The 25,737-nt window shown below is 46.7% G+C and carries 22 protein-coding genes; 14 read left to right on the top strand and 8 right to left on the bottom strand.

Annotated features, from left to right (window positions below; translation table 11 throughout):
• Positions 1-7: 7 nt before the first annotated feature.
• The 7 genes from FC82_RS07475 to FC82_RS07445 all read left to right on the top strand — a co-directional run bounded on the left by FC82_RS07475 (position 8) and on the right by FC82_RS07445 (position 8,120).
• Complete coding sequence (locus FC82_RS07475) at positions 8-733, top strand: TatD family hydrolase (protein WP_054758931.1); 726 nt, start codon at positions 8-10, stop codon at positions 731-733.
• Positions 734-844: 111 nt separating this feature from the next.
• On the top strand, positions 845-1,300 hold the full coding sequence (locus FC82_RS07470) for a hypothetical protein (protein WP_054758933.1): 456 nt from the start codon (positions 845-847) through the stop codon (positions 1,298-1,300).
• A 238-nt stretch (positions 1,301-1,538) separates the two neighbouring features.
• Positions 1,539-3,212, top strand: coding sequence for a DUF5776 domain-containing protein (locus FC82_RS07465; protein ID WP_054758935.1), 1,674 nt, complete (start codon positions 1,539-1,541; stop codon positions 3,210-3,212).
• A 309-nt stretch (positions 3,213-3,521) separates the two neighbouring features.
• The gene (locus FC82_RS17150; RefSeq protein ID WP_056996640.1) at positions 3,522-5,159 is read left to right on the top strand and encodes a DUF5776 domain-containing protein; all 1,638 of its coding nucleotides are present in this window, start codon (positions 3,522-3,524) and stop codon (positions 5,157-5,159) included.
• A 499-nt stretch (positions 5,160-5,658) separates the two neighbouring features.
• Complete coding sequence (locus tag FC82_RS07455; RefSeq protein WP_054758942.1) at positions 5,659-6,189, top strand: dihydrofolate reductase family protein; 531 nt, start codon at positions 5,659-5,661, stop codon at positions 6,187-6,189.
• 335 nt (positions 6,190-6,524) lie between these two features.
• Entirely contained in the window at positions 6,525-7,382 is an 858-nt protein-coding gene (locus FC82_RS07450; protein ID WP_082620256.1) for a DMT family transporter, read from the top strand.
• Between the two features lie 78 nt (positions 7,383-7,460).
• Positions 7,461-8,120 (top strand): SDR family oxidoreductase, encoded by a 660-nt coding sequence (locus tag FC82_RS07445; RefSeq protein ID WP_054758944.1) that lies wholly within the window; start codon positions 7,461-7,463, stop codon positions 8,118-8,120.
• A gap of 105 nt (positions 8,121-8,225) precedes the next feature.
• Here the strand turns inward: FC82_RS07445 and FC82_RS07440 are convergent, their stop codons facing one another.
• The 4 genes from FC82_RS07440 to map form a co-directional block, all read right to left on the bottom strand.
• A complete protein-coding gene (locus tag FC82_RS07440; RefSeq protein ID WP_191982800.1) occupies positions 8,226-9,119 on the bottom strand; it encodes a DMT family transporter in 894 nt (297 codons plus the stop codon).
• A 189-nt stretch (positions 9,120-9,308) separates the two neighbouring features.
• Entirely contained in the window at positions 9,309-10,892 is a 1,584-nt protein-coding gene (locus FC82_RS07435; protein ID WP_056996638.1) for an MFS transporter, read from the bottom strand.
• Positions 10,893-10,894: 2 nt separating this feature from the next.
• Complete coding sequence (locus FC82_RS07430; RefSeq protein ID WP_054758947.1) at positions 10,895-11,440, bottom strand: PadR family transcriptional regulator; 546 nt, start codon at positions 11,438-11,440, stop codon at positions 10,895-10,897.
• 143 nt (positions 11,441-11,583) lie between these two features.
• Entirely contained in the window at positions 11,584-12,378 is a 795-nt protein-coding gene (gene map / locus FC82_RS07425; protein ID WP_054758949.1) for a type I methionyl aminopeptidase, read from the bottom strand.
• 143 nt (positions 12,379-12,521) lie between these two features.
• Here map and FC82_RS07420 point away from each other — a divergent pair, with 143 nt between their 5' ends.
• On the top strand, positions 12,522-13,232 hold the full coding sequence (locus FC82_RS07420; RefSeq protein WP_054758951.1) for a glycosyltransferase family 2 protein: 711 nt from the start codon (positions 12,522-12,524) through the stop codon (positions 13,230-13,232).
• 188 nt (positions 13,233-13,420) lie between these two features.
• Here the strand turns inward: FC82_RS07420 and FC82_RS07415 are convergent, their stop codons facing one another.
• Entirely contained in the window at positions 13,421-15,586 is a 2,166-nt protein-coding gene (locus FC82_RS07415; RefSeq protein WP_056996637.1) for a YhgE/Pip domain-containing protein, read from the bottom strand.
• 356 nt (positions 15,587-15,942) lie between these two features.
• Between FC82_RS07415 and FC82_RS07410 the strand changes: the two genes are divergently transcribed.
• Both FC82_RS07410 and FC82_RS07405 read left to right on the top strand, forming a co-directional pair.
• Positions 15,943-16,563 carry a hypothetical protein gene (locus tag FC82_RS07410; protein WP_054758958.1) on the top strand — a complete coding sequence of 207 codons (621 nt, stop codon included), beginning with the start codon at positions 15,943-15,945 and terminating at the stop codon, positions 16,561-16,563.
• Between the two features lie 237 nt (positions 16,564-16,800).
• Entirely contained in the window at positions 16,801-18,936 is a 2,136-nt protein-coding gene (locus FC82_RS07405; RefSeq protein WP_056996636.1) for a YhgE/Pip domain-containing protein, read from the top strand.
• A gap of 439 nt (positions 18,937-19,375) precedes the next feature.
• Here FC82_RS07405 and FC82_RS07400 read toward each other — a convergent pair whose 3' ends face one another.
• Entirely contained in the window at positions 19,376-19,879 is a 504-nt protein-coding gene (locus FC82_RS07400; protein WP_054758964.1) for a pyridoxamine 5'-phosphate oxidase family protein, read from the bottom strand.
• Positions 19,880-19,905: 26 nt separating this feature from the next.
• On the bottom strand, positions 19,906-20,736 hold the full coding sequence (locus FC82_RS07395) for an arylamine N-acetyltransferase family protein (RefSeq protein WP_056996635.1): 831 nt from the start codon (positions 20,734-20,736) through the stop codon (positions 19,906-19,908).
• A 335-nt stretch (positions 20,737-21,071) separates the two neighbouring features.
• Here FC82_RS07395 and FC82_RS07390 point away from each other — a divergent pair, with 335 nt between their 5' ends.
• Entirely contained in the window at positions 21,072-22,445 is a 1,374-nt protein-coding gene (locus tag FC82_RS07390; protein ID WP_056996634.1) for an aminotransferase-like domain-containing protein, read from the top strand.
• A gap of 66 nt (positions 22,446-22,511) precedes the next feature.
• A complete protein-coding gene (locus FC82_RS07385) occupies positions 22,512-23,111 on the top strand; it encodes a hypothetical protein (RefSeq protein WP_054758972.1) in 600 nt (199 codons plus the stop codon).
• Between the two features lie 237 nt (positions 23,112-23,348).
• On the opposite strand, the gene FC82_RS07380 is transcribed toward FC82_RS07385, so the two are convergent.
• A complete protein-coding gene (locus FC82_RS07380; RefSeq protein WP_054758974.1) occupies positions 23,349-23,918 on the bottom strand; it encodes a TMEM175 family protein in 570 nt (189 codons plus the stop codon).
• 242 nt (positions 23,919-24,160) lie between these two features.
• Here FC82_RS07380 and FC82_RS07375 point away from each other — a divergent pair, with 242 nt between their 5' ends.
• Together FC82_RS07375 and FC82_RS07370 are read left to right on the top strand one after the other, a co-directional pair.
• The gene (locus FC82_RS07375) at positions 24,161-24,919 is read left to right on the top strand and encodes a sulfite exporter TauE/SafE family protein (protein WP_056996633.1); all 759 of its coding nucleotides are present in this window, start codon (positions 24,161-24,163) and stop codon (positions 24,917-24,919) included.
• 180 nt (positions 24,920-25,099) lie between these two features.
• Positions 25,100-25,621 carry a hypothetical protein gene (locus FC82_RS07370; RefSeq protein ID WP_056996632.1) on the top strand — a complete coding sequence of 174 codons (522 nt, stop codon included), beginning with the start codon at positions 25,100-25,102 and terminating at the stop codon, positions 25,619-25,621.
• The last annotated feature ends 116 nt before the right edge of the window (positions 25,622-25,737 follow it).

Here is a 25,737-nt window from a genome sequence, read left to right as displayed (position 1 = left end):
GGTAACTATGATCGATGCACATTGTCACGCCGAGCACCAAGCAACTTTTATTCAGTTTCAGCAACTGCATCACATTCAGTCGATTCTCAACTGCGACAGCCCTGAGGAATTGGCGTTTAATCGGCAGCACGCCGGACCTGGTCAGGTGTTGAGCTGCGGTATCCATCCTTGGCATGCTGATCAGGAGTTGGCTGATGCGGCACTGAACCAGTTTTTGACTGCAGCACCAGTGATTGGTGAAATCGGACTGGATAGCGTTTGGACCAAACTGCCACTAGCGGTTCAACGCCCAGTATTTTTGACCCAATTAGCCATGGCGAATACGTTACACAAGCCGGTGATCATCCATACCAAGGGTTGTGAAGCAGAAATTCTTAATATTATCCAAGAATACCCGAAGTTACATATTTTAATTCACTGGTACTCATCTGAGGCTTTTCAAGCAGACTACCTTAAGCTGCCCAACGTCTATTTTTCCATCGGACCGGATCTGAACTCAGACGCGGCGGTAGCTAGGTTGTCCCGAACAGTACCGCTTGACCGGGTTTTAGTGGAATCAGACGGGCTTGGGAGCATCGCCTGGGCTCGGAAAAAAGACCATGTGAATTTGGCGGATTACGCGATAACGTTACAGGCGATGTATGCTGAATTGGCAGCAGTTCATCATATGCCAGAGAAGACGTTTGAAACAGCCGTCACGCAAAATTTAGCTGCGTTCATTGCCGGTTCATAGCGCCGATTACTTAATTTTAACTGTTAGTTGATACGAGTTTGGCGCATCATTTCAGTGAACAATAAACGGCTGTAAACGCAAACGGGTTACAGGGGTTTTGGGAGGAGAATCATGGGGAAGTTATATCGACGATTCAACGCGTTCATGAAACGCATGGATCAGCAAAGGGCGGACTTGCTTGTGATTGATCTGAGCACTGCGGGCGCGCTGGCATTATCCTGGTTATCGGTGTCCTGGGCAGTCAGGGCAGCTGCGCCACATATGCAGGGGGTGGGCGGCCCGTGGTTTTTGATTTTCGGCGGCATTATTTTGTTTATTCCGGTGGTGGCCGTGCTGATCATTAGCTGGGGGCTGGGTATCACAGCGCTGGTAATGACGATTAAGGATTTCAGTCATTCACATAACATGGCGGTCATGGTTTGTCAGGGGCTGACATTTTTGTTACTGATCAGCAGCGCTTTTTTGATGTTCGCTTGCCTTTGGATACTGTGGCTTGTCGCTGGCGCATATGTGAGTTGTGCACTGATTTTGGTATTTAAGCCTGATCGAAAACATGATCTGAACTAAGCCCGGTATCCTGTGGTACCGGGCTTTTAAGCAATTTTTGCGATACGTACCTAGTATTACTTTCGGTAGTGTTTTTGATAAGTTTATCCGCCCATTACCAGTTGTGTAGTAGACAATTCACTACCCATATGGCTAATTTTGCTACATATTGATAAATATTTGTTGCAAAATGCTACAATAAAAACGATAAGATACTAGGCAGTCTTATCAATAAAAAACTATTTTGGAGGTAATTATTATGGGGACAAACACTATGACTCGTACTGGTGCCAAGTTGCGCACGCGACTGGTCATCGGTATAGCGGCCATTACTTTAGGGTTTGCTGTCGGCGGTATCGGGGGATCCGCTAAAGCAGACTCGACCTCGACGGAAACTTCGTCGCAGGCAAATTTTGTTAACTATGGTACGAATACGGCGGATCCCTCGAGCGGACTGACGTGGGCAGGCTATTTTGAGGATGCTACGGATTCAAACGATGTGAGTTTGACTGCTCAAAACATCGATTCGGGCTATTATAATGAGCGTTCCGCAGTTAATGTTAAGAGTGGTTCAACTAACTTAAACTACGTCATAACGGTTAACAATCCGACTGGCGTTGATTTAGAGGGTAAATTGTTTACATCCGTTTATGATCAAGATAGTGCAGATAAATATTCAGGCGCTAAACTGCGCTTTGGGTCAACGGCCTCTGATGGCACGCGAACACTGAAGACTATCGATAATTACTATACTGCCAGTGATAATGTGTCAGATGTCTCGGCTTCATATGGCTTGACTACAAGTGATGGCCTAGACTACTGGGTTCCATATGACACTGTCACAAGCAGTGACAACATCGACAACATCGTTCGATTGGGGCTTTTCTTCACGCTTAAAGCTGGTAAGTCAGTCACATTTAAGATCCCAGTGACAGCTTCAGCCGGTTCTGCTGATAATGAAATCGATGCTGATAAAGTCGCAACGGCACCAGTCTCTGATTTCACGATTGTGTTCGGTGCGATGTACAACTATACGACTGATGGTGCACCATACACAGTTACTGGTAACAAAAACCATAACTTATTAGTGGCCTATTACAACATGACCGCTATTACAACCAAGGAAGATAGCGCAACAGCTCAGGTTGGTGATTCAGTCGACGCTGCCACTTATGGTGCCGACCCAAGTGATGCGAAGATTACCAAAGTAACGGACGCTAGCGGCAATTCGGTTGCGGCTTCTACGCTTAACGATGGGGTGTTCACACCGACAGCGGCTGGGACATACACGATTGAGCTGACGCGCGATGGGTACTCACCAAAGACCGTGACGTTAACGGTTACAGCACCAGCGTCCAATAATAGCGGGTCGTCTAGTTCGTCAAGCACCACAACAAGTTCTAGTTCATCTAGCTCGACTGATGTGACCACCACGACATCTCCTGATACAGTCGTTTCTGGTCAAACGGTGGCTAACAAGGGCCGTGCGATTTATGCTGTGAAGGGGCTCTACATGTACAACAAGAGCACCTTTACCAAATCAGCTCGGAAGTACCACTACACTAAACAGGCACGAACGAACCGGCCAATCTTCATCGTTGACGGGTACACGAAGTCTAAAAACGGTGCACTGCGGTACAAGGTCCACGATTACTATCACAAGAGCCGCAAGGGTTACATTACCGCCAAGAGCGGTTACACGAAACTGGCTTACTACTTCAGTGTTCCGAAGTCCAAAGCAGTTCGCGTGATCACCAGCACTGGGGTCAACAGTTATGCGAAGAGCGACTTATCAGGTAAGAAGCTCAAGCATTACAAGAAGGGGACCGTTTTGAAGGTCAAGAAGGTCGTGAAGTACAAGTTAGCGTCACGCTTCGAATTGACAAACGGTCGCTACATCAGTGGTAACAAGCGGTTTGTGATCATGAAGTAACCGGATTTCTTTTAAAAAGAATAAGTTTCTAAACAATAAAAGAGTGGTTGAGGTCAGTAAGATTTTAACCACTCTTTTTCGTGTCACATGAAACAATCTCCTCCCAAAAAAGATTTCAACCGATTGCATTATTTCCAGTAAGTTTAGCGATAAGCGTGGATTGTCTTTATTAGCTACCTTTTAAACGATTAAGGCCCTTATTGATTAACAACCGCACATTGTTATGAACACTTGTCGAAAAATGATACAATAACGGTAATAAGAGGATAGGCAATCTTATTGTACAATTAAATTTTGGAGGTTTTTATCATGGGGATAAAAAGTATGACTCGTGACCGTTCCAAGTGGTTTATAAGACTTGTGATCGGTCTGACAGCCGTTACCTTTGGGTTTGTTGTTGGCGGGTTCGGGGGATCCGCGAAGCCAGCCTCGGCTGCGACAGATACATCAACGCAGGCTAATTTTGTTAACAGTGGGATAAATGTGGCAGATCCGATTAAGAGCGGGTTGAGTTGGAGCGGACATTTTGCGGATGCTACAAATCCAGACGATATTAGTTTGGATAGTAAACCTGGTAATACAAACGTGAATACATCAGCGGTTAACGTCAAGGGCAATGCGACGAACTTATTTTACGTCGTTACAGTCAAGAACATCACTGACCAGGATTTGACAGGCCGATACTTTGTCGATTTTTATGATCAGGATACGGCGGGTTATTCAGGTGCCGGTCTTTGCTATGGGTCAACGACCAATGGTGTTCGGACGATTGACCACGACTACACACCTTCGGATGATGTTTCCAACGTTTCCGCAACGTATGGGTTAACGACAGAAGCGGCATACAGTTATTGGAACGAATGGGATTCTTTGAGTGACACACAAAAATCACAAATCGTGCGGGTGAGAATCAACTTCGATCTAAAAGCAGGCAAGACCGTTACCTTCAAACTACCTGTTATCGCGTCAAAGGCTGGTAACCTTATTCAAGCAAACAAAATAGTGGATGCGGACCTGACAGACTTTACGATTATCTTTGGCGTCATGTACAGTTACTATCTGGGCACGACAACAAGTATTCCGGACTCAGGGTCCTTTAACCATAATCAATTTTTAGCTGCTTACGAAATAACGGGCATTACCACAACCAAGGACAGTGCCACCGTCCAAGTTGGCGACACCGTTAATGCGGCGACCTTTGGTGCTGATCCTACCGATGCCACCATCGGGACGGTGACGGATGCGAACGGGCAGACAGTGACGGACCCAACTGCTAAAGCTGGGACGTACACGGTTGAGTTGACCCGCCCAGGGTACACCTCAAAAACGGTGACACTGGTCGTTAATCCGAAGCCAAGCAATAACGGCGGGTCGTCTTCAAACAATGGCGGCACAACCAATAACAACAGCAGTTCAAACAACAACTCCTCATCAGACATTGATACGTCAACATCTCCTGATACGGTAATTGATGGTCAGACGGTCGCAAAGAAGGGCCGGGCCATTTATGGACTTAAAGGGTTGTACATGTACAACAAGGCGACGTTTAAAAAATTAGCCCGCACGTACCACTATGCCAAGCAAATTCGGACAAAGCGGCCAATTTTCATCGTTGACGGCTACACGAAGTCCAATAGCGGTGCTTTGCGTTACAAGGTCCACGATTACTACCACAAGAGTCGCAAGGGCTACATTACTGCTAAGAGCGGTTACACGAAATTGGCTTACTACTTCAGTGTTCCGAAGTCCAAAGCAGTTCGCGTGATTACTAGTACTGGAATCAATAGCTATGCGAAGAGCGACTTATCTGGTAAGAAGCTCAAGCATTACAAGAAGGGGACTGTACTGAAGGTCAAGAAGGTCGTGAAGTACAAATTAGCTTCTCGTTTCCAATTGACCAACGGCCGCTATATTAGCGGGAATAAGACCTTTGTTATCATGAAGTAGCTTCATTTCATTGTGAAATGGCTGAATTAACACATTTTATTGCATATGAACTGAGAAGCTGGGGAAGCATTGCCCCGGCTTCTTTTTAGTGTCTGCAACATTTCGGTATTGTCTCGTGAGCGTGTCCCAAAAGGGTTGGTATGACAAATTCAAAAAGAATGAATTCAATAAATAACAATCAATTCGTTCATTACCGAGTACACCCGGAATTTCGTTTATTAGGCATGATGTTTCATGTGAAACCATACGTTGCATGCATTAGTTCTGAAATGTTCAATTAAGGCATAAATATGTTTTAAGGCATAAATATGTTTTAAAAAACCACTGATGATCGTATGATATGAGAACTATCAAAGATAAAAACGCGTCCGAACATGGTAATGAAATTAGCAGCGCGACGGGTTTTGAAGGCTAGTTACCGGTTGATTTGTAAATGTTTCATATGAAACAAGTGATCACCACTGTTAGAGAAAGAATTACCAGTTAGGAGGGTACAATCATGCGAAAAATAGTTCTGTATATTGGTCAAAGCCTAGATGGTTACATTGCTGATACAGCCGGTGGGGTTGACTGGATGACAGGCGAACAGCCCAGTACAGCAGGTGTCGACACCTATACGCCGTTTTTAAAAACGGTTGATACGATTATCATGGGATGGACAACGTACCATCAAATCGTAACCGACCTAGCACCATACGCGTGGCCGTACCCTGATCAACAAACATTTGTCATCACTCACCAATCACTGGCAAGCACGGAAAATGTAGTGTTTACAACGATTGATCCGGTAACGTTGGCGGCACAATTAAAAGCTGTGCGCGGTGAAACAATTTGGATCAATGGCGGCGCTTCAGTGGTTCAAGCACTGCAGCGTGCTGATTTGATTGATGTGTACCACCTGGCAATATTACCAGTTATTTTGGGTAGCGGAACCCGGCTGTTTGCTGACGATGGGGCCACTGTCTTGTTGCGCCTGACGCGGCAAGTGAGTGCTAACGGCATTGTGGAAATGACTTACGAGCGTCGTTAATGGACATTTAGGCAGGACCCGGTACTAGGTCAAAAGTTCATATAACATCTAAACATCTCTAAACCTATCTTTCAGTTTATCTCGTTGAAACGCGCAAAAAAGTCACTCCCGGCCAGAGAAGAGACGCCAACTAAAACCTCAAATTTGGGGTTTTGGTTGGCGCCTCTTCTCTTCTGCGAGCAAAACCATTTTTTGTTCCACGTGCTTCCTACGATTGTCCGAAAATAAAGGTGCCTTTGTGCTAATACATTGAGCGTATTTTTATTAGAAAATAGTGACCGTCACCATGGTAAAATAGAAGCTATTAATCTGGTTGTGAAAGGGAGGTGATGCCATTGAAAAAACAAACCGTTATGCTCTTGATTTTCGCCATGATGGCCAGTTCGTTCGCGGCTATTTTCGTGAAATTGTCCACCGCGCCGGCAACCATTACGAGTATGTATCGAATGTATCTTGCGAGCTTGCTATTACTGCCGTTTGCGTGGCGTTACCGTCACGATTGGGGACGACTGTCAACACGGGATTGGGGTATGATCATTGGTGCAGGAACGCTGTTAGCGACCCACTTTGGGTTGTGGTTTGAATCTTTGCAACTGACAAGTGTGGCGAGTTCGACCATCATTACGGCCATGCAGCCGGTAATTGCGATGATTGGCGGGTTCATTTTTTACCGTCAGCGGACGACGCGTACGGCTGTGATTGCAATGTTGATCTCAATCAGCGGTATCGTTTTCGTTGCCTGGGGCGACTTCGGTCACGCTGATCTGATGATGTTGGTGGGTGATGGCTTGTCTCTACTGTGTATCATCGCGCTGGTTGGTTACATGTTTCTGGGGCAGCGCGTGGTCAGCAAGATTTCATTTTGGACCTATAGCTTTCTAGTTTTTCTGATTGCTGGTATCATGCTTAATCTGTTCAATCTCGTGACCGAAACGCCGATTATGCACTACGGCAGTCATGATTGGCTAGTTTTTTGGTTGCTGGCGATTTTCCCCACGCTGGCTCACGTCATTTACAACGCGTTGCTGCGGAAAATCAACCCAACGGTTATTTCTATGAGCATGCTTGGCGAACCAGTAGGTGCATCTATTTTAGCCGCCCTGATTCTCGGTCAGGCAATCAGCGGCCTGCAATTTCTCGGCGGTGTCGTCGTCCTGCTCGGTGTTGGACTTTATCTGCGGAACACCGCGTAGAGCTGTTTCATTGTTGTTACCCTGATTTATCGGTATAATAAATTGATGTACTAATTTAATGTAAGGGAGACAGCATCCATGAAAATTTTAGTAATTGGCGCGCACGGTCGCGTGGGGCAACGGATCGTTAATCAGTTAAACGACAATGGTGATGATGTTCTGGCTGGCCTGCGTGATGAAAAACAGTTCAACACGTTTACCGGGGCGCACATCACGCCAACACTATTAGACATTCAGCAAATTACGGTTGCTGACCTCACTCAGTTAATGACGGGTGCCGACGCAGTGGTCTTCAGTGCTGGTGCCGGTGGCGGCGGTTATGACCGCACGATGCTGATCGACCTGGACGGCGCTGTGAAAGCCATGCAGGCGACCGAACAGGCCGGTATCAAACGGTTTATCATGGTTAGCGCTATGGGCACTGGCAGTCGGGCAACTTGGGCGGATGCAATTCGGCCGTACTACGCGGCAAAATTCTACGCTGATCACTGGCTGATCAATGATACAAACTTGGCTTACACGATTCTGCGGCCAAGTACGCTCAGCGATGAGGCTGGGACTGGTAAGATCACAGTAAACGCTCAGGATAAATTGGAAGACGGCGCTAAGACAGTGAGCCGTGACGACGTTGCTAAGGCAGCGGTCGTGGCGTTGCACGACGATAAGACAATCAAACAAATTATTAGCTTTACTGGTGGTGACACAGCGATTGAAACTGCTGTGGATTCATTGGGCTAATCAAATCTGAGAGCAGTGACCGATTCCGTTGGTTGCTGCTTTTTACTTATCACTAAATCAAAAAAACCTCCGGCAGCGAATGCTGGCCAGAGGTGTAGATTTCAGTTAAGTGCGTTTTTGCTGCCATATTTTTCGAAAATCCAGCTGCATGACCAGCAGGGCAATCATAATCAGCACGCCGCCAATTAATAGGTTCGCTGTAAACGGTTCGAAATCGAAAACGACAGAGAAAATGCTGCCGAACATGGATTCCGTCATTAAAATGATACCCGCTGGGGTGGCATCGGTGAACCGTTGGCCGACGACCTGCAGTGTTTGCGCGCCAAATGAGGAGAAGATTCCTAAGATGACAACGGGCAGAATACCAGCTTTCCAATCAATGCCGGCGTATGAAGCATGTTCGAAGATCAGTGAATCAACCAGCCCCAAAACACCCTGCGTAATTCCCAGCATAAAGGAGAGGACCCAGGGATTCATATCCGTTGCGGGCAAACTAAAGTAGACAATTTGCAGGGCATAGAACAAAGCCGAGATTATTGTGAGCAGGTCACCGATGTGCAGTGACACGCCGTGATCCATAATGCCCGTTAGAAACATCATACCGACCATGCAGATAATGATGGCCGGGTACGTTTTAGGTTCGGGTCGTTTATGAAAGAAGACGAACATGATAATCGGAATCATCACGACGTAAATTGCGGTCAGAAACGCGTTATTGGCCGGTGTGGTGTACATCAGGCCCATGGTTTGAAATTGATACCCCAAAAAGTTGATGATGCCGGCGGTCAAGCCCACGCGAAAATCAACTAGGGTCATGCGGTTGATGGCCTTGTGGAACACCAGGTAGGCAACCCCGGCATAAATCAGGCCTCGAATGGCGTTGATGGTACCCGCATGCATTCCTGCATTGGTGGCTTGTTTTGAAAATAGGTAGCCGGCACCCCAGATAATAGCGGCAAAGATCAGCATGGTGTTGGCTTTACCCTTCGATATACTCACGATGACTCCCCTCGATTCCTTAAAATGTCACCAAACCACTATAGCATTGATATGGTGGGAATTACCAGTCAAAATGAGTACAAATGGATGACCATTTAATCTGATGAAAATTGACGGCTAGAATTGACAAAACGATTATGAATTTTTTTGCGATCACTTTTTTAATGACTGTTCGACTAAACTGTATCGTTATTTATCTTCTTCAGCAGTCGAAATTTCCGTCGATTTCTCCCGGTTTCGCAGCAACAATGCAGCTGCTAGTCCACCAACGATGGCAATGCCAGCTGCACCCAGAGATAGGGCGGAAGTGCCGTTATCATATGCGTGCACGACGATTCGCTGGAAGTCCTGCGCAAACAGCGCGCGACTTAAGCGTTCTGAGAAGGCGATGCCGTGACCGGAGAATGGTCCAGCGGAAATCAGTGCTTCCTTCAGCGCGTGCAAGGTTTTTGCCGGCATGTTGATACTTCCTAGATGACCGTTCAGGTAAGATTCATAACGGGTGTCTTGAACGAGTCCAAGGCCGACGACCCCAACGGTGATCCCGATTTGACGAAAGACGTTCAGGAGACCAGAGGCCATGCCCATTTCTTGCGGTGCAATACCTTCCAGGCCGGCTGTGTTGAGCAACGGGTTAACCATCCCGTTTGTGATCCCCATCAGGACCATCCCGGGCCACAGGTCAACGAAGCTGACGTTTGGGCCGATAGCGTTTGCCAGTAACAGAAAGCCGATACCGCCCAAAAACATACTCAGACTGATCATCCATTTTTTAGAATAACGGGCGCTCAGGATACCAGTGACGGGACCCAAGATCAGTGACCAGACGCTGATGGTGAGTTGCCGAACCCCGGTTTGGATGGCGGAATAGCCGATATAGTTTTGCATTAAGGCCGTTAAAAATGTGTTGTACGAGTAAATACCGGCACCCAGTGTGAAGGCCACGATGACGATCCCGACAAAGTGGGCACTCTTGAACATCTTCAGGTTGACCATGGGTTCCTTGATCTTGCTTTCGGCCACGATAAAGATAATCAGCAGCACGAGGCCGCCGATGAGCCAACCAGCGACGCGACCATCAGTCCAATCCCAGTGCGGATGACCTTCTTTAACGATCAGGCCGTAAACAATGGCAAACAAACTCACCGTTGATAATGCCATACCGATGAAATCAATACGCTGGTTTTTCCCATAACTTGGCGTTTCTTTGACGTAAATGACCGTGAGAATGACGGCGAGAATTCCAAAGGGTACGTTCACGTAGAAGATGGATTCCCAACCGAAGTGTTCGACCAAATAACCGCCAATCAGCGGACCGGACGCACTAGAGAGACCGATGATCGACCCCAGAATACCCAGCGCGGTGCCCCGTGCCCGACCATCAAAGTTTGATGCCACCAGCGCCATTGACAGCGTCATCATCCCGGAACCGCCGATGGCCTGCACGCCGCGGCTGATGTCGAGCATGAGCAGGCTGCTGGATAGGCCGTTGACGGCAGATGCCATCACGAAGATAACCATTGACGTCAGAAACACCTTTTTTCGGCCGAACATATCGCCCAGTTTTGACATGATCAATAACGAGACCGCGTAAACCAGTGTGTAGGCGTTTAGAACCCACTGCAGATTTGTAAACGTTGTGTTGAACGCTTTGACCATGGTGGGTAAGGCCACGTTGACAACGGTGACGTCTAAAAGTCCCATGAAGACCCCTAATCCCATGGCACCCAAGGCGATCCATTGTGCGGTGGATGTTTTTTTAGTTGCTTGCATCGTTACATTTCCCCCTGTAGTTCATTTTGGCACTGGCTGATCCAGGCCAGTTTGGTATCGCAGATATTGATGCTGAGTTTTAACGATTGTGCGGACCACTTTAAAACAGTTTTGTCGCTAACTTGATACATTAATTTTTCCGTTAACAATTTATAGGTGGTTTCAAAACTAGCGCGGTCGGTTCGCACGGCAGTCTCATAATCGGCAAGGATCGAGGCGCGTTTGGCAACTGCCACGGTCCCCAGCCCCCGGAGCTTAAATCGAAACATGGATTCGCGTTTGGCATCCATCTCGATGGGCTGCGCCATAAGAACCTGCAGTCGTTGTCGACCTTCGTCAGTAATGGACGCGATTTTTTTGGCCCGCGGGTCATCGTCCTCTCGGTGAAGCGTGATATGGCCGGCTGCAGCCATCTTGTTCAGCATCGGGTACATGACGCCATTGGAGATCTCTCGACGCGGCACCAGTGTACTGCCGAGAATTTGACGCAGTTTGTAACCCGACATATCACGGGATGTTAACATAATTAAAATTAATAATTCGTACATAAATGCCTCCGATACTTAAAAATACAGCTTTTCTAGTATAGGTCGTGACGACATATAGTGCAAGTAATTATTTTCAAACAGCAAAAAAGAGTTCCCAGAACTGAATGACAGTCTGGAAACTCTTATACAACATCTTTGTTGAGTTACATTGCCAAATATTTAGCGTCCATCTCGGCGTCCTGACTAGTCAAAATCCGCGGGCCATCTTCGGTAATGGCAATCGTGTGTTCAAACTGAGCGCAGTCTGAGCCATCGTCGGTGACGTAGAACTCCCAGTCGTCACCAGGATCTTGCTTGGCCACGATGTCCGAACTTCCGGTGGTAATCATCGGTTCGATACAGATGGTCATGCCGGCTTTCAAACGGGGTCCGCGACCTGCTTCGCCATAGGCGGGAACGTCTGGGTTTTCGTGCATGGTGGGCTGGATGCCGTGGCCGATCAATGCCTTAACGTTGCCGTAACCCTTAGCGGTAACGTAGCTGTCGATTGCATCGCCAATGTCGCCGACCCGGTTGCCGACAACGGCTTGTTGAATTCCCAAGTAAAGGGCCTTTAGCGTGTCGTCCATGAGGGCTTGACGTTGTGGCGAGAGGTCACCACACGCAAACGTCCAGCAGGAATCGGCCAGATAACCGTGCCAGTTCACCACGGTGTCAACGGCTACCACGTCGCCTTCCTTCAACAACAGCCCCTTCCGCGGCATAGTGTGGGCCACTTCATCATTGATGGAGACACAGGTGGCGTACTTGTAGCCTTCGAACCCCTTTTCCTCCGGGGTGGCGTCGTGGTCCTCAATGTATTTTAGACTGAATTTTTCGATGTCCCAGCTGGTGATGCCGGGTTTGATAATGTCGCGTAATGCGATGTGCATGCCGGCCAGAATTTTGCCAGCCTTGGCCATGCCCTCGATTTCGCGAGATGATTTTAATGAGATCATTTCTGTTTGCTCCTAATAGTTAAGGTACATTCAGTTTACCACAGTTGTTCAACGCTGGAAATTCGTGCTAAATGGTACAAGCTAATCGGTTGATTAAGTCGTGTTTCGGGGGATAATAGGCCGCAAAAACGAGGTGATACACGATGAAAATAACGGTTGTAGTGCCCACGTATAACTTGGGCTCGTACGTGAAAGCAATACTGGGTAATCTAAAGGAACAAACGGTGGATTTCGAGGCTTGGCTGGTGGATGACGGGTCGACGGATGGGACTGCGGAAACGTTAGCGGACTTTGCAAGGGGCATCCCAATGTTTCATGTGGAACAATTACCGCACAAGGGCGTGTCGGTGGCGCGTAATTTTGGTATCGAACATGCGACCGGTGACGGCATCGCATTTGTAGACGGTGACGACATGATTAAACCGACTTTTGTCGAAACACTGGCTGAGGGGCTGGATCAGGATGCGGTCATGTCGGCTGTGGGGTACGACTGGCGCCGCCGCTCAGTAGACCGGGCGCGTGAGTCGCACCACGCCATTGTGCTCGACCAAAAGAGCATGTTTCGCCAAGCCTCCAATCACGGTACGGAAGTCGGCGGCTACATCTGGAACAAAGCTTTTAGCAGCACTGCTTTGCAGGCAATCGACCTGACGTTTGATACCTCCCTGCACATTGCGGAGGACTACCTCTTTACAGCGACATTCATTGCCAAAACGCCAGGCCGGTACGTTTACATTCCAGAGGTGCTGTACACCAAACGAAATCGTCCGGACAGCACCATCCACACCGTGAATCGGGCACAGGAACCAGGGGTGTTTCAGCAAATCTATGCGCTGGAGGATCTGATTAAATAACAACGGTGATAAAGTACGGTTTTACCCTCAAAATAAAAAGGTGCAATCCTAAATCCTAAATTGGATTCGTGATTGCGTCTTTTTTGACTAGTCAGGCACAAGCGCAGCCTAGCTATTTTGTTTGAAGATGACACTGACACTGTTCTGTCGGCATTGCAGCTTGCAACAACTCAATGTCTCGTCTTATATTACTGCCCCAATCCAGTTTTACTAAAGTCGGACAAAATTCGTCGTGTAAAGCGTTGCAGCCGCGCCTTCAAGAAGTAACCCAACAAAAGGGTGACGATGATCATTAACAGCAGTGCAAACGCGTCGGTGAACACTGTTTCCATGTTCGGGCCGCCGACTGCTTCACGAAAGCCGCCTACGCTGTACGCAAACGGGAAGAAACGGTAGACGACGCGGTAAAATAACGGGTTCAATTGAATCGGGTAGAGTGCCCCGGAACCGGCCAGCTGTAGGGCCACCAGGAAGATGACGCCTGCTTTGCCTAGGTTGCCAAAGGTCGATGCCAGGGTGAAGACGATTGTTGTGAACAGAATGGACGTTAGGAAGCCGAACAGTAACATGATGAACAGGCTTTCCACCTGAACGTGCAGTAATAGAACGGCACTGAAGATGATGATGGTTGTTTGAATCAGTGAAATGGTCCCAAACGTCAACATCTTGCCGAAGTACTCTTCGTGGACGGTCATGTTTCTGAAACGGCGGTTTTCTCGTGGAATCGTGGTGTGGAGCACCATGACCAGCATCGTGCAGCCGACCCAGATGGAGAGCGTCAGGTAGGTTGGCAGAAAGGCCGAGCCGAACGAACTGACCTTGTAGATGCTTTCATCCTTGACGTTGAACAGGGAGACCAGCGTGTTACCCATGGTCTTTGGATTGTTTTGCAGGACCGTAATGATTGAAACGATATCACTGTCGTTAGTCAGTTTCAGCTGGTTGGCAATCGTTTTGATATCGTCCTGATAGCTGGTAAGTTTGGTATCGAGGTCTGCAGTGCTGGATGCAATCAGCTTGTTACCCTTGATGGCATTGTCCAGATAGTCCTGATTAATACCCTTAGCCTGCTGAAGCTCGCTTAAGATGGTTTGCGACTTAGTCACCGCGGAGATCAGATTACTGCTGATACTGTTTAAATGGCCCTTTACTGAGGTGTTGTACTGACTCAGCGCGGAATTTAAATTACTGGTAATCTGCTGGGTGCTGGTCAGTGTGCTGCTGATATCGCTGCTCGTGAGTTTACCAGTGGTGCTCAGTGTTGATTTTAGAGATTTGAGTTGTGTTTTTACCGAATTCAAGAGCGTGACTGCGTTGCCCAGCGTGTTATAGAGGCCGGTCAACCCCTGCAGTTTCGACTGGCTGTTAACACTTTTGAGAAATGATTGCAGCGGAGTGACTTGACCCTTCAGGAGATCAACTTGCGAGATGGCACGGTTCAGCGTTGTGTTCACCGTACTTCGGCTGCTGGAGCCGACCTCCGAATTCAGTTGTTTCAGCGTGTTGTTCAATCGCGACGCACTCGAATTTGCGCTGGTGAGGTTCGTGTTGAGGCTGGTAAACGCTTTGTTGATCGTTTTCTGAACCGAATGCAGGGATGAGATGGTTTCCGTGTTAGTGGTCTGCAGGACATCCACGTTCTGTGAGGCCGTCATAACTGGTTTCAATCCGGTGAGAATGGCAGCCATATTGGTTGAGGTTTGATTGATTTCGCTTAACGCCCCCGTAGCCAGATCCATACTGTTACTGAGGGTGATGATCCAGTCTTTCAATTCCAAAATTTCTGCTTTTTGGCTCTGTGCCTTATCACCCAGCAGGTTCAGCTTTGAGAAAATCGTGGTGTTGACCGTTTCCAGAAAGTTTGTTTGAACTTGATTAACCAGCGTTTTGGCCGCAGTTTCGGTGATTTTGCCACCCATGGGACTGTCCCGACTGTTGGCCCGATAAACGAGTTTAGCCTTATGCGCGTGACTGCCGGCAATGCTGGATAGCGATTTCGAGAAATTCTTTGGAATCACGATTTCCGCGTAATATTGACCGCTGCGGAGTTTCGTTGCGGCAGTCTTTGCGGAGGCAAATTTCCAGTTCAGCTGATGGTCATTTTTTAAGGTGTTGACCACGGTTTGACCGACATTCAGTTTTTTCCCCGCTAACGTGGCACCCTTATCCCTATTCACTACGGCGACGGGAATATTTTTAATTTCTGATGTATCATACGGGTTCCAAATGGCCCGCACATTGATTAGAGTATAGAGGCTCGGCAGGATGCACAACGCCAGAAATGTGATGATCACAAACGGCGACGAGCGCATCGCTCGCAGGTCTCGTTGATAAATTGCTTTGACGTTTTGCATTAATTTCTCCCTATAATAACTGACGATAATGGCAATTTTCGCGCTTCCTAAATAGTTTAGGTTAGTCACGCGTTAAATTCAAATACTTGGTGAACAGTATTGAACACCTGTTAAGATTCAACAAATCAAACATTTGCTATATAATTGTACTAAATAAGGGCAAAAAGCGCTTCATATGGGCGTTTGAAACGGTAATGTTTTTGACAATTCAAGTAGTTAACCCGCTGAACAATCCAGAATGCACCGGTTTTGGTGGTATAATGTGTCACATTGAATTACCGAAAACAGCCTTTATTTTTTCGTTGAACTTATCTATAATAACTTGACTATTCAATTTTTAAAAGGAGTAATTACTTATGAAGAAGCCAGCCCTACTTGTTGCGCTCCTCGCCACTGTTTTGATGCTTGTCACGATAACAACTCAAGTGGAAGCCAAGACAAAGAGCGCCACGATCGTATCAACCAGAACATTGACCAAGACGCCATACCATGCCACAAGCGGGTATTTATATACCTCAGCGCATTTGACAAAGAAAGCCCACAACGCGGATAACTATCCGTTGACGACCTTCTACGCTACAAAGTCTGACACTGTGCGGAAGGCTAATGGGAATAAAGCCGTTTACTACTACGTTAAGAACGGTAACGGCAAGGTGAAGGGCTGGATCTGGCGCGGCCATCTGGTGCGCATCATTGATACAACTTCGAAGCTGCAGCAGTTTAATAAACTGATTGGGCTGATCGATTCGACATCAACGAAGACCTATAACCAAATCGTTTCCTTATTAAATACGCTGAACAGCGATACCACACTGTCCACGTTGGTTTCTGATTTAACAAGTCTGAAGAATAGCCTGACCAACAGTTCAGACATTGCGACATTGAAGACGATCATTACCACGGTGCAAAGCGATGTCAGTTCCGGTATCACGACCGTAGCCAACATTGTCAGCTGGGTCCACAGTCTCTTTAATTAAACGACACAAAACTAAGCGTTGCCTTGAAACCGCTGTGTTTCAGGGTGATGCTTTCGTTTGGTTTTAGCATGGTTGCCTGCTGTGCCTGTGAATGGATTCAGTCAGTGTCAACGCCTGGTTCTAGGCGGAACGCAGTGCCAGTTTTAATGATGATTGCATGACTACAATGGGTTGCCGCGCCAGCAGCCTTTCTAACTTTCAAATCGCTTTTTTCAAACTCTTACTATGGAGAATACTATGCACAATATTTTATCGCTCATCAAAAAAGATTTTTATAATATTTTCCATCGCCGATCTATCTGGATCACGCTGCTGGCGTTTGCGCTTATTCCCATGGTCTACGCGGTGTTAAACATTCAGGTTTCCTGGAACCCATACTCACCCAAGAATACCAGCCGGCTGGAAATTGCCGTGGTCAACAGTGACGAAGGGGGCTCGCTGAAGGGGCAGTCGTTCAACATTGGTGACCGCATTATTAAGCAGTTGCACAAAAATCACGCCATTCACTGGGTGTTCACTAACGATTGGGCAGCTAATAACGGGTTGGAAAATGGGAAGTACTACGCCATGATCGAGATTCCGGATGACTTTTCGTCTAAACTGGCAACGTTTGCGACCAGTGACCCTCAGAAACCGAACGTGATTTATAAATCAAACGAAAAACTCAATCCCGCGGCGACCAAGATCATCGGTCAGGCCAAAGAGACACTGACCGACACGATTCGACAGAACTTCATCAAGACTGGGAGTAAGGAGATTTTACAGGTCGCTAACCTCGCTGGCGAACAGGTGAAGACTAAGAAACCAGAAATCCTGCAGATTCGCAGTTCGCTGACGGATGCAATCAAGACGATCAACAAGACGCAGAACACATTAGCCGACGTCAATAAAACGAATTTGAAAACGAAGGCCGCCCTGAAGGAAGTCAAAACCAACATTCCGGTGATCTCCAGTCAGATCGATGACCTGCAGAATGTTATTTCCAGCACTAAATCGTTAAACAATTCCACGCAGAAACTCAATAGTGCGCTGAAATCGAACTTGGCTGATGGCATTAATTCGTTGCAGACTCAGGGCACGAAGCTACAGAACACACTCGATGCGCTGCCATCGGGAGCGGTATCGGCCACTACCTTAAACAGTACGTCTTCAACGACGACTTCGCTGTTAAACGGCATCAATGACACGCTGAGCGATAACCTACGCGTGTTGGACATCATTAACAACTTTATTCCAAATAACACCACAACTTCGCTGATTAAAGCCATCAGTACGGCAAAACAGAATGTGACTAAACAAAAGGCACTGGCGAAACAGTTGAAGGCGACCGATTCCAGTTCAAAACAGCAGTCGTTGATCAAAAAGCTCAAGGCTGGAGCAAACACGTTGAACACGGATTTGGATAACGCCTACACGGACTTCAACGCCACTACCAGCCCAGCCTTAGACAGTGTTAACAGCACCCTGAATGAAAATCTCAACGGCAACAGTCAGGTCGTTTCCTCTATGAAATCGGTTTTGCCTGAGTTGAAAGCCATGGCTAACGCGGGGACTATCACCACGTCACAGACCAGTGATATCAGTTCCCGGTTGGGTAAGATCAAAACGACATTGAAGACGTTAGACAGCCAGATGAGTTTCCTCAACGAAAAGAACCTCAATACGTTGATCAAACTGCTGGGAACCGACCCAAGCCTATCGTCGATCCTCTCCTCGCCAATCAAATTGCAAACCAAGGAAATCTATCCGATGAAAAACTTCGGCTGGCAGATGACCCCGTTCTACACCGTTTTAGCTCTATGGATCGGGTCGCTGTTGCTGTCCACGATTATTGCGTGGAAGTACATTTTGCCGGACACGAAAAATGGCCTTCACCGACCAAATGCGTTTGAATCATACGTTGGCAAACTGACCATCTACCTCACAATGGGCTTTCTTCAAGCCACCTTCGCCTATATCGGCGTCATGCTGCTGGGGGTCAGGCCGGTTCACTGGTTCCTGTTCCTGCTGGCGTTCTACGCGGTGAGCCTGACCTTTACCACGATGATGTTCAACTTAGTCTTTATGTTGGGGAATGCCGGCAAGGTGGTGATCGTCCTGCTGATGCTGATCCAGCTGTTCGGAACGGGCGGGGTGTACCCAATGGAAGTCGTGCCAAAGGATTTGGCAGCACTGGCCCCGTTCATGCCGTTCACGTATGGCATCCAGCTCTTTAGGGAGGTCATGACAACGCCAAACTGGCCAGTGGTCTGGCACGATGTGTTAATGCTGCTGGTATTCGTCCTATTCTTCACAGCCATCATGATTCTGAGACGCGTCTTTGAGAAACGCGTGTTTAGAATGGAAGAGGATATGAGGAAGGCAAAGTTGTAGAGTGCGGAAGAAGGCGCTTAAGGGGCAGAATATAAGGGACTTTGGCAGAAAATCCCGGGCCTGGATTTTTTGCCAAAGTCCCTTATATGGCCGCCCCTTGCCTTCTGCAGCACGTTTAGTCTCGAGGACAAGAGTGCACTACGAAAAACGGGCCTTCAGCAAAAAAGCCATCAAATCGAGTGCCTAAACAGAATCCCCTAGTCTTCTACTACACGCATACTCCCAAGGACAGGAGCACACGACAAAAAAGGGGGCCTTCAGCAAAAAAGCCATCAAATCGAGTGCCTAAACCGAAATCCCCTAGCCTTCAACAAATTGAAAAACCAAGCACGCCCCAAAACACTCTAGCCTCAACCTTAAAAACAAAAACCACAAAAAAGGTTACCAGCCACCTGAGCATCCAAAGCTCAAGCAGGCAAGTAACCTTTTTACTATCCCATTATTTTTCCGGTCCACTTGGCTGAGCATGCTGCTTGCCAGTAAACGACGCAACATCGATGCGAATCACACCAACATATTTCAAATCGTGCGGATCAATATTTCCCGGGACATCATGACCGACTTCGTGTTTCAGCACGAGCCGTAACGCGTGTTCCTTTTCAGTTAGATCAGAAACCAAAACAGCTTTGCCGACGCCGTAAATACTTTGATAGAAATAACTATAGTGGCTGAGCTTATCATCGTTTGGCTGGTACAGTGCCGTGTTGGTCACAATGTTAAACGATACTCGGTTATCGGCCTGGATCAGGGTCCGTTTCTTACCAACTGGTGCACCGTGAATGTAGAGTGTTAATTTATCCTGATCGAATTCATACCCATAATTGGTTGGTACCACGTATGGCGCAGCGTCAGCGGTGTTAATGCCTAGGGTGATGACGTGGCCATTCGCAATGATTTGTTCCATAGTGGTTAAATCTGTAATTTCGCGGTCAGTTCTTCGCATTTGCATGTCCTCCATTTTTCTCTTCTTCATCGTTCAATACCAAAATACTGTTTTAAAACAGTGGTTAACTGTTCCGTTGAAACGGTTTCGGTCGTGCGGTCGCCATGGTGGTTTACGGTTAAAATGTCGGCCGTCAAATCGATGTAGCCGTCAGGCAAACGGCGTTTAACGTGACGGGTTTCGTAGGCTGAATCGCCGAATGAGCGCATCAGACTAAGACCATAAAAATCTTCCAGGTAAAAATTGACTGGCGTGAATTGTTCTAACGCCCGCTCAGTGCGGCTGGTTGTGCTTTTTCGAACCAGGGTGATCCATCCCGGGTGAGTTGAAGACACGCCATTTTGGACAGGTTGGGTCGAGAAATAAAATAGCTCGTGATTCGACAATTGTTCAGCCCCGTTATCGATATCTAAAGAGGTCATTGGGGCCGGTCCACCATAGCCGACGTCGCAGAAAAGCCGCTGCCCATTCAAGTACACGATGATTGCACAATGGGTGGCCGGAACCGGAACAGATTCGTCATGCTGCAATTGACGAGCTAAACAGAGCCAAGCGTCGAACCCCAGAGCACGCAACAGCAGCGAAAAAGCACCATTGAGCTGAAAGCAATAACCGCCGCGCTTACCCAATATTAGGCGTTGATAAAGGTCGGCTGGACGTAACGAAACCGGTTTGTGGAAATCGGTGACGTCCAAATTTTCAAAAGGAATCATCAGTTGATGCTGAGTGACAAGCGCGTCTAGAAAGGCGCGGTCGGGTTTCTGTTGTTCTAAACCTAATTTTTTTAAATAATCTTCACAGTAATGCTCAGGCAGATTGAAGTAGGCCTGCCAATCACCATTTTTTGACCACGCCATATACCAATCTTCTTTCTAAACAGGAATTTACTTGAGATATTGCCATTTTAACATAGCGTGGGACTGGGAACCTTCTGTCCAAATTTGTGTGCATTGAGACCTTTTTACTGGTTGCAGCCGGGCCTGTCGTGGACTGAAAAAACGTTTTGAATCACGGTTGACCCCATTTTTTGGTTGTAAGTCATTGCGTCTAGAGCGACTAGTAATCATGTGATTCCTCCAATCAATATCAAGCTTGTCTTCCAGTTATTTCTTCGATACACTTACACTACAATTTTGTTTGCATACATTCAATTCGAAAAGTGTATGCAAGACAATGTGACGGAGGATGAATTATGTATGATTATGAATTGTCTTGGACGCCGGAAACCAAGCAGCTTGACCGGCCATACTACAAGAGTCTATTTCGATTTTTAGCGCGTGATATCATGACTGGCGTGCTAGAACCAAACGTTAGACTGCCGTCACAACGGGAACTCTCTTACTACTTAGACATTAATTTTACGACGGTGACAAGGGCTTATAAAATGGCTTTTGAACAGGGGCTTCTGTATTCAATCAAGGGGAAAGGCACGTTTGTTTCGCCCCAAGCTAACGTTGACCAGACGGTGTTTCATGATTGGGTACCGAACCGCGCAATCAACCTTGGTTTCGTCGATGTATTCCATGACCAAGATCCGCAAGTGACACGGTTGATCCACGACGAACTCAATGATTTGCAGGTCGCCAAGGTGTTCTCCTATGATCGGGAAAACGATGCGCTGAACCGGGCAAAAGCTGGTAAGACATGGTTATCCTTGTTGGGCATTACACCAAGTCCAGCCGTCAAGATATTGATGATGACGGGCGCGCAGAGTGCATTGACGACCATTATGATGGGCTTGTTTGCTCGGGGCGACGCGATTGCTGTTGATGAGTATACTTATTCCAACTTTATAGAACTGGCGAAACTGGTTGGCATTGAACTCATGCCGATTCCGCAAGATCGGTTCGGCATGCGTATTGATATTTTAGCCGAACAGCTGGTGTCACGCCGAATTAAAGGCGTTTATGTGATGCCGCTTCGAAGCAACCCAACGAACCTGATGATGTCCGCGGGGCGCCGTCATGCATTAGCAGATCTGGCAATGGCGCATGACCTTTTGATTATTGAAGACGACTACCTTCGATTCTTAAAACCGGATGCTGGTCCGGCACTACTGGAATTAGCACCCAGCAAAACGATTGGGATATTTAGTACTTCAAAAGCGATTGCACCGGGAATCCGCTTGGGATTTATTGCGTGTGATGCGCAATTTGAACAACGGCTGCACCACACCTTCGTTGATCTGGAGTCGCAGGTCTCGACAATTGACGCAATCATGATGACCGATTTGATTTTGTCCGGTAAAGTTCGAAAAATTGTTAAGAGCCGAGTGGCGCAAATACAACAGGCTAATCAAATTTGTGATGCGCTAGCCATCGGCAACACGCAGGGTCTTAGTCTGCACCGGTGGATCGCCTTACCGGATGATTGTCAGGTCACTGTTTTACAGCAACGCCTCCGCGATGCCAATATTTTGGTGTTGTTTGATGACCATTTTCGGGTTGGTCACGACACGCGCCATCGATTTATCCGGGTGTCGCTGTCGGCTACCAGTAGTCTGACTGAGTTGCGAAATGGACTCATTCAGCTTCAAGCACTTATCCAATTATCTTCTGGTAAGTAGCTGTGGTGTCGGTATACTGACAGAAGCTGTATACTAAATTCAATATGTGTGAACGGGGGTTAGACTTTGGCATTATTTTTAAACATTGGTGTTTTGGTCTATTTCATTTATCAGCAATTTAATTACGGTGATGTTCATAAATTTCGCTATTTTGTGTTGCCTTTATTTGCGTTGTACAAACTCGTCACGATTTCAGGCTGGCACACAAGAGACATCCCTGGTGTACTCTTGATTGCTGTCGTTAGTTTGTTCATTAGCTGGTTCCAAGCTCATGGTACGCGTGTGCGTGAGGAACATATTGCAAAGTATTATTTTAAAAATAAGGCAGGTAAAGAAATCCCAATTTACTCGCATTCTGCTACTGCGCGCGGTGGTTGGTATTATCTAATTGGTTGGGGCGTCATTCTAGGCATAGAATTGCTGCTTGAAGTGAACGTATCGCAAATGACGTTGGATAATGTTAATATTGGTCATCTCGTTTTTAGTGAAACACTTCAGTCTTTACTCGCTGTCTATGCAGTTGCCAATCCTGGCCACAATGACTGGTCTGTCTGGTCACTAACTTTCTTCACTAGTCTGGGCTACACGTTGTGGTTGATGCATAAATCGGCCGTGGTTAAAGAGGCGCTGCTTAATCCGGATGCTTTCGAGGTTGTGGATGAATAGCGCTTGCCTTTTCGACACTAATAGCGTGAGGTTGTGCCAAAAGTCATGATAGGTCATGCATTCTAAGCGTATTCTTGTTTTAGCTGGCTTAAACGTGGAATAAGCGGTAGTCGCCGGCAATATAAGCACCCCTAGCTGAAAGTCCAATCTTGGATTCTTAGCTAGGGGCGTTTGTATGATGTGAACAAAATCGCGCTTTATTTCACGCGCAATCTTTTAACGTTTAGTAAAATTAATTCACTTTTCTTTAACGGGTTCGATTGAGACGAGCTGCATTGTGAGTACTATTGTAATCAAACCGACTAGGAAAAGTGCTGAGATTGGCCAGAAGACAGCTAAAATGATTCCGGCAATGTAACCACCGTAGAGGAGTAGACGCGAGATGATATTATTTGATACGTCACGTTTAACATCAGGGTTGTCCCGGATGACTTGCTCATCCATTAATTGAAAGGTGAACGACCAAAGTAAGAGCACTGCTAAGTATATGACTTCAGGTATAGTGGCATCCGGATGTTCACCTACCCAGTCTGTGGCGAAGGGGACAAGTGTGAGACTAAAGAGCCACAATCCATTCAGCAAAAAAGTCCGCGTTGAAATGATTTTGGCCTTATTAAACATATTATGGTGTGAGAACCATACGATATAGATCATTGTAAAACTAATGATGTACGACAATAACACAGGCCAATCAGTTAATAAGCCGTGCAATGAATCGGACTTTGGCGGGTGCAGTTCCAAGACCATGATGGTGGCAGCAATTGCGATGACCGCGTCGGTGAATGCTTCTAGTCTGGCTTTGTTCATATGTATCGACCTCCCTGCACTTAGTATAAAACAAGGGGGGCGGTTTTACTGCGATGGGTGCTTTATGTTTCACATAAAACACCGGCTAGCCAGTGTTGCGCTTTTTAATTGCGATTCTGATCAAATCCTAATTGTCCGCATACACCGAACTGTTCAAAAACTGATATGCCCCATTATTTTGGTGGGCGCCATATTCTTTTGTGGTACTGTTAGAGTTAGTTCAAAGTGCAGGGGTGGTTACAGTGGTAACTTTTTTGATTGTTTGCCCGTTGGTATTTTTGGCAGGGTTTGTTGATTCTATCGCCGGCGGGGGCGGCTTAATTTCGCTACCCGCATACATCATGACCGGCATGCCGGCCCACATTGCGATTGGTACGAACAAGCTTTCTTCTGCAATGGGGACAATGATTTCAACGCTTCAATTCGCGCGAAGCGGTTATATGCGGTTGAAACTGTCATGTCTTTCCATAGTGGCGGCGTTAATTGGGTCCTTTTTTGGTGCGCGTTTAGCTTTACATATTTCAGATTTCTATTTTCGAATTATCTTAGCCGTTATCCTCCCGCTGACGGCTATTTATCTGATGCTCAACAAACAGTCCTTAAGTGCCGTGAGCCTAAAAATTGAAAAGATCGTTGGCAAACAGCTGCTCTATTCTGTGTTAATTGCTTTAGCGTCAGGTATTTATGACGGGTTTTACGGTCCTGGTACTGGCACATTTCTGTTGTTGGCACTGACTGGATTGGCTAAGTTACCGATCAATTTGGCTGCCGGCACCACTAAGGTCATTAATTTAACCACTAATTTGACTGCGCTGACCGTTTTCTTATTCAGTGGCAAGGTGATGATTTTACTGGGATTAACTGCTGGCGTCTTCAGTATTTTGGGCAATTTTATCGGCGCCTGGTATTTTAAACGCGGTGGGGCAAAAATTGCGCGACCAATCATTATCATTGTATTAGTTATATTTTTAGTGAAATTGATTTACGATTTTGTGGGTTAATATTCTAAATGAGTATGTTGGTAAACATTTTTCTATGAGTGATAATTGGAAATACCCACCTTCAAAGAGATTTATTGGGATGCTAATTTAGATTTGTTATCTCCTTGTAGTTTTATACTGCTCACTGATGTACGATTAAACTAATTTAGTGATTAGTAAATACAAGGGGGAGACATGGTTATGAATCATAAAATTATTGGTGCGATTGCGTTAGGCGCTGCCTTGTTTGCTGTTGGAACGACTGCTCAGGCTTCCAGCCATAGTACAATTCCAGCAAAGTTAAGGGGCACTTGGTACCAGCCAAACTCAAGTAAGCGTTATTCCGTGATTGCGCTGACGAAACACACCGTCACGGGTTGGACGGCGAACAATTCTGGGAAACGGACAAGTAAGAAGACAACTATTTTGACTTCATCGGCGAAGAATTACAAGCAACTCTATGTGACTAAGAGCAACGCTTTTAGTAAGAGTCGATATTGGTATAATTTGCCGAATATTAATAAACAAATTCCCGGTGGATTTACCGATGGTTTGGCCTTTTGGACTTACACTAAGAAGTTGGGTTCAAAGAAATATAGTATATTAGGCACTTATCAGCGAATGGGTTACGTCGATGCGTGGTCTAAGACACGGATACACCATAACTTCTCATACACCGCAAATTCTGAAAAGGCGATGGATGCGTTGGGATATAAAAAATAATCAAAAAAACGTCCTGAAAACGACAAATCTGCCGTTTCCGGGACGTTTTTTAATTATTATCTGAAACTTGAAAGCTAATAATCACGCCAAAGGCGTGTGGTTATTGGCTTTTTTGG

It is taken from the genome of Secundilactobacillus collinoides DSM 20515 = JCM 1123 (assembly GCF_001435975.1).
GTDB classification, from domain to species: domain Bacteria; phylum Bacillota; class Bacilli; order Lactobacillales; family Lactobacillaceae; genus Secundilactobacillus; species Secundilactobacillus collinoides.
The sequence above is the reverse complement of the archived record's forward strand: the minus strand, read 5'-3'. Positions and strand labels throughout refer to the sequence as shown.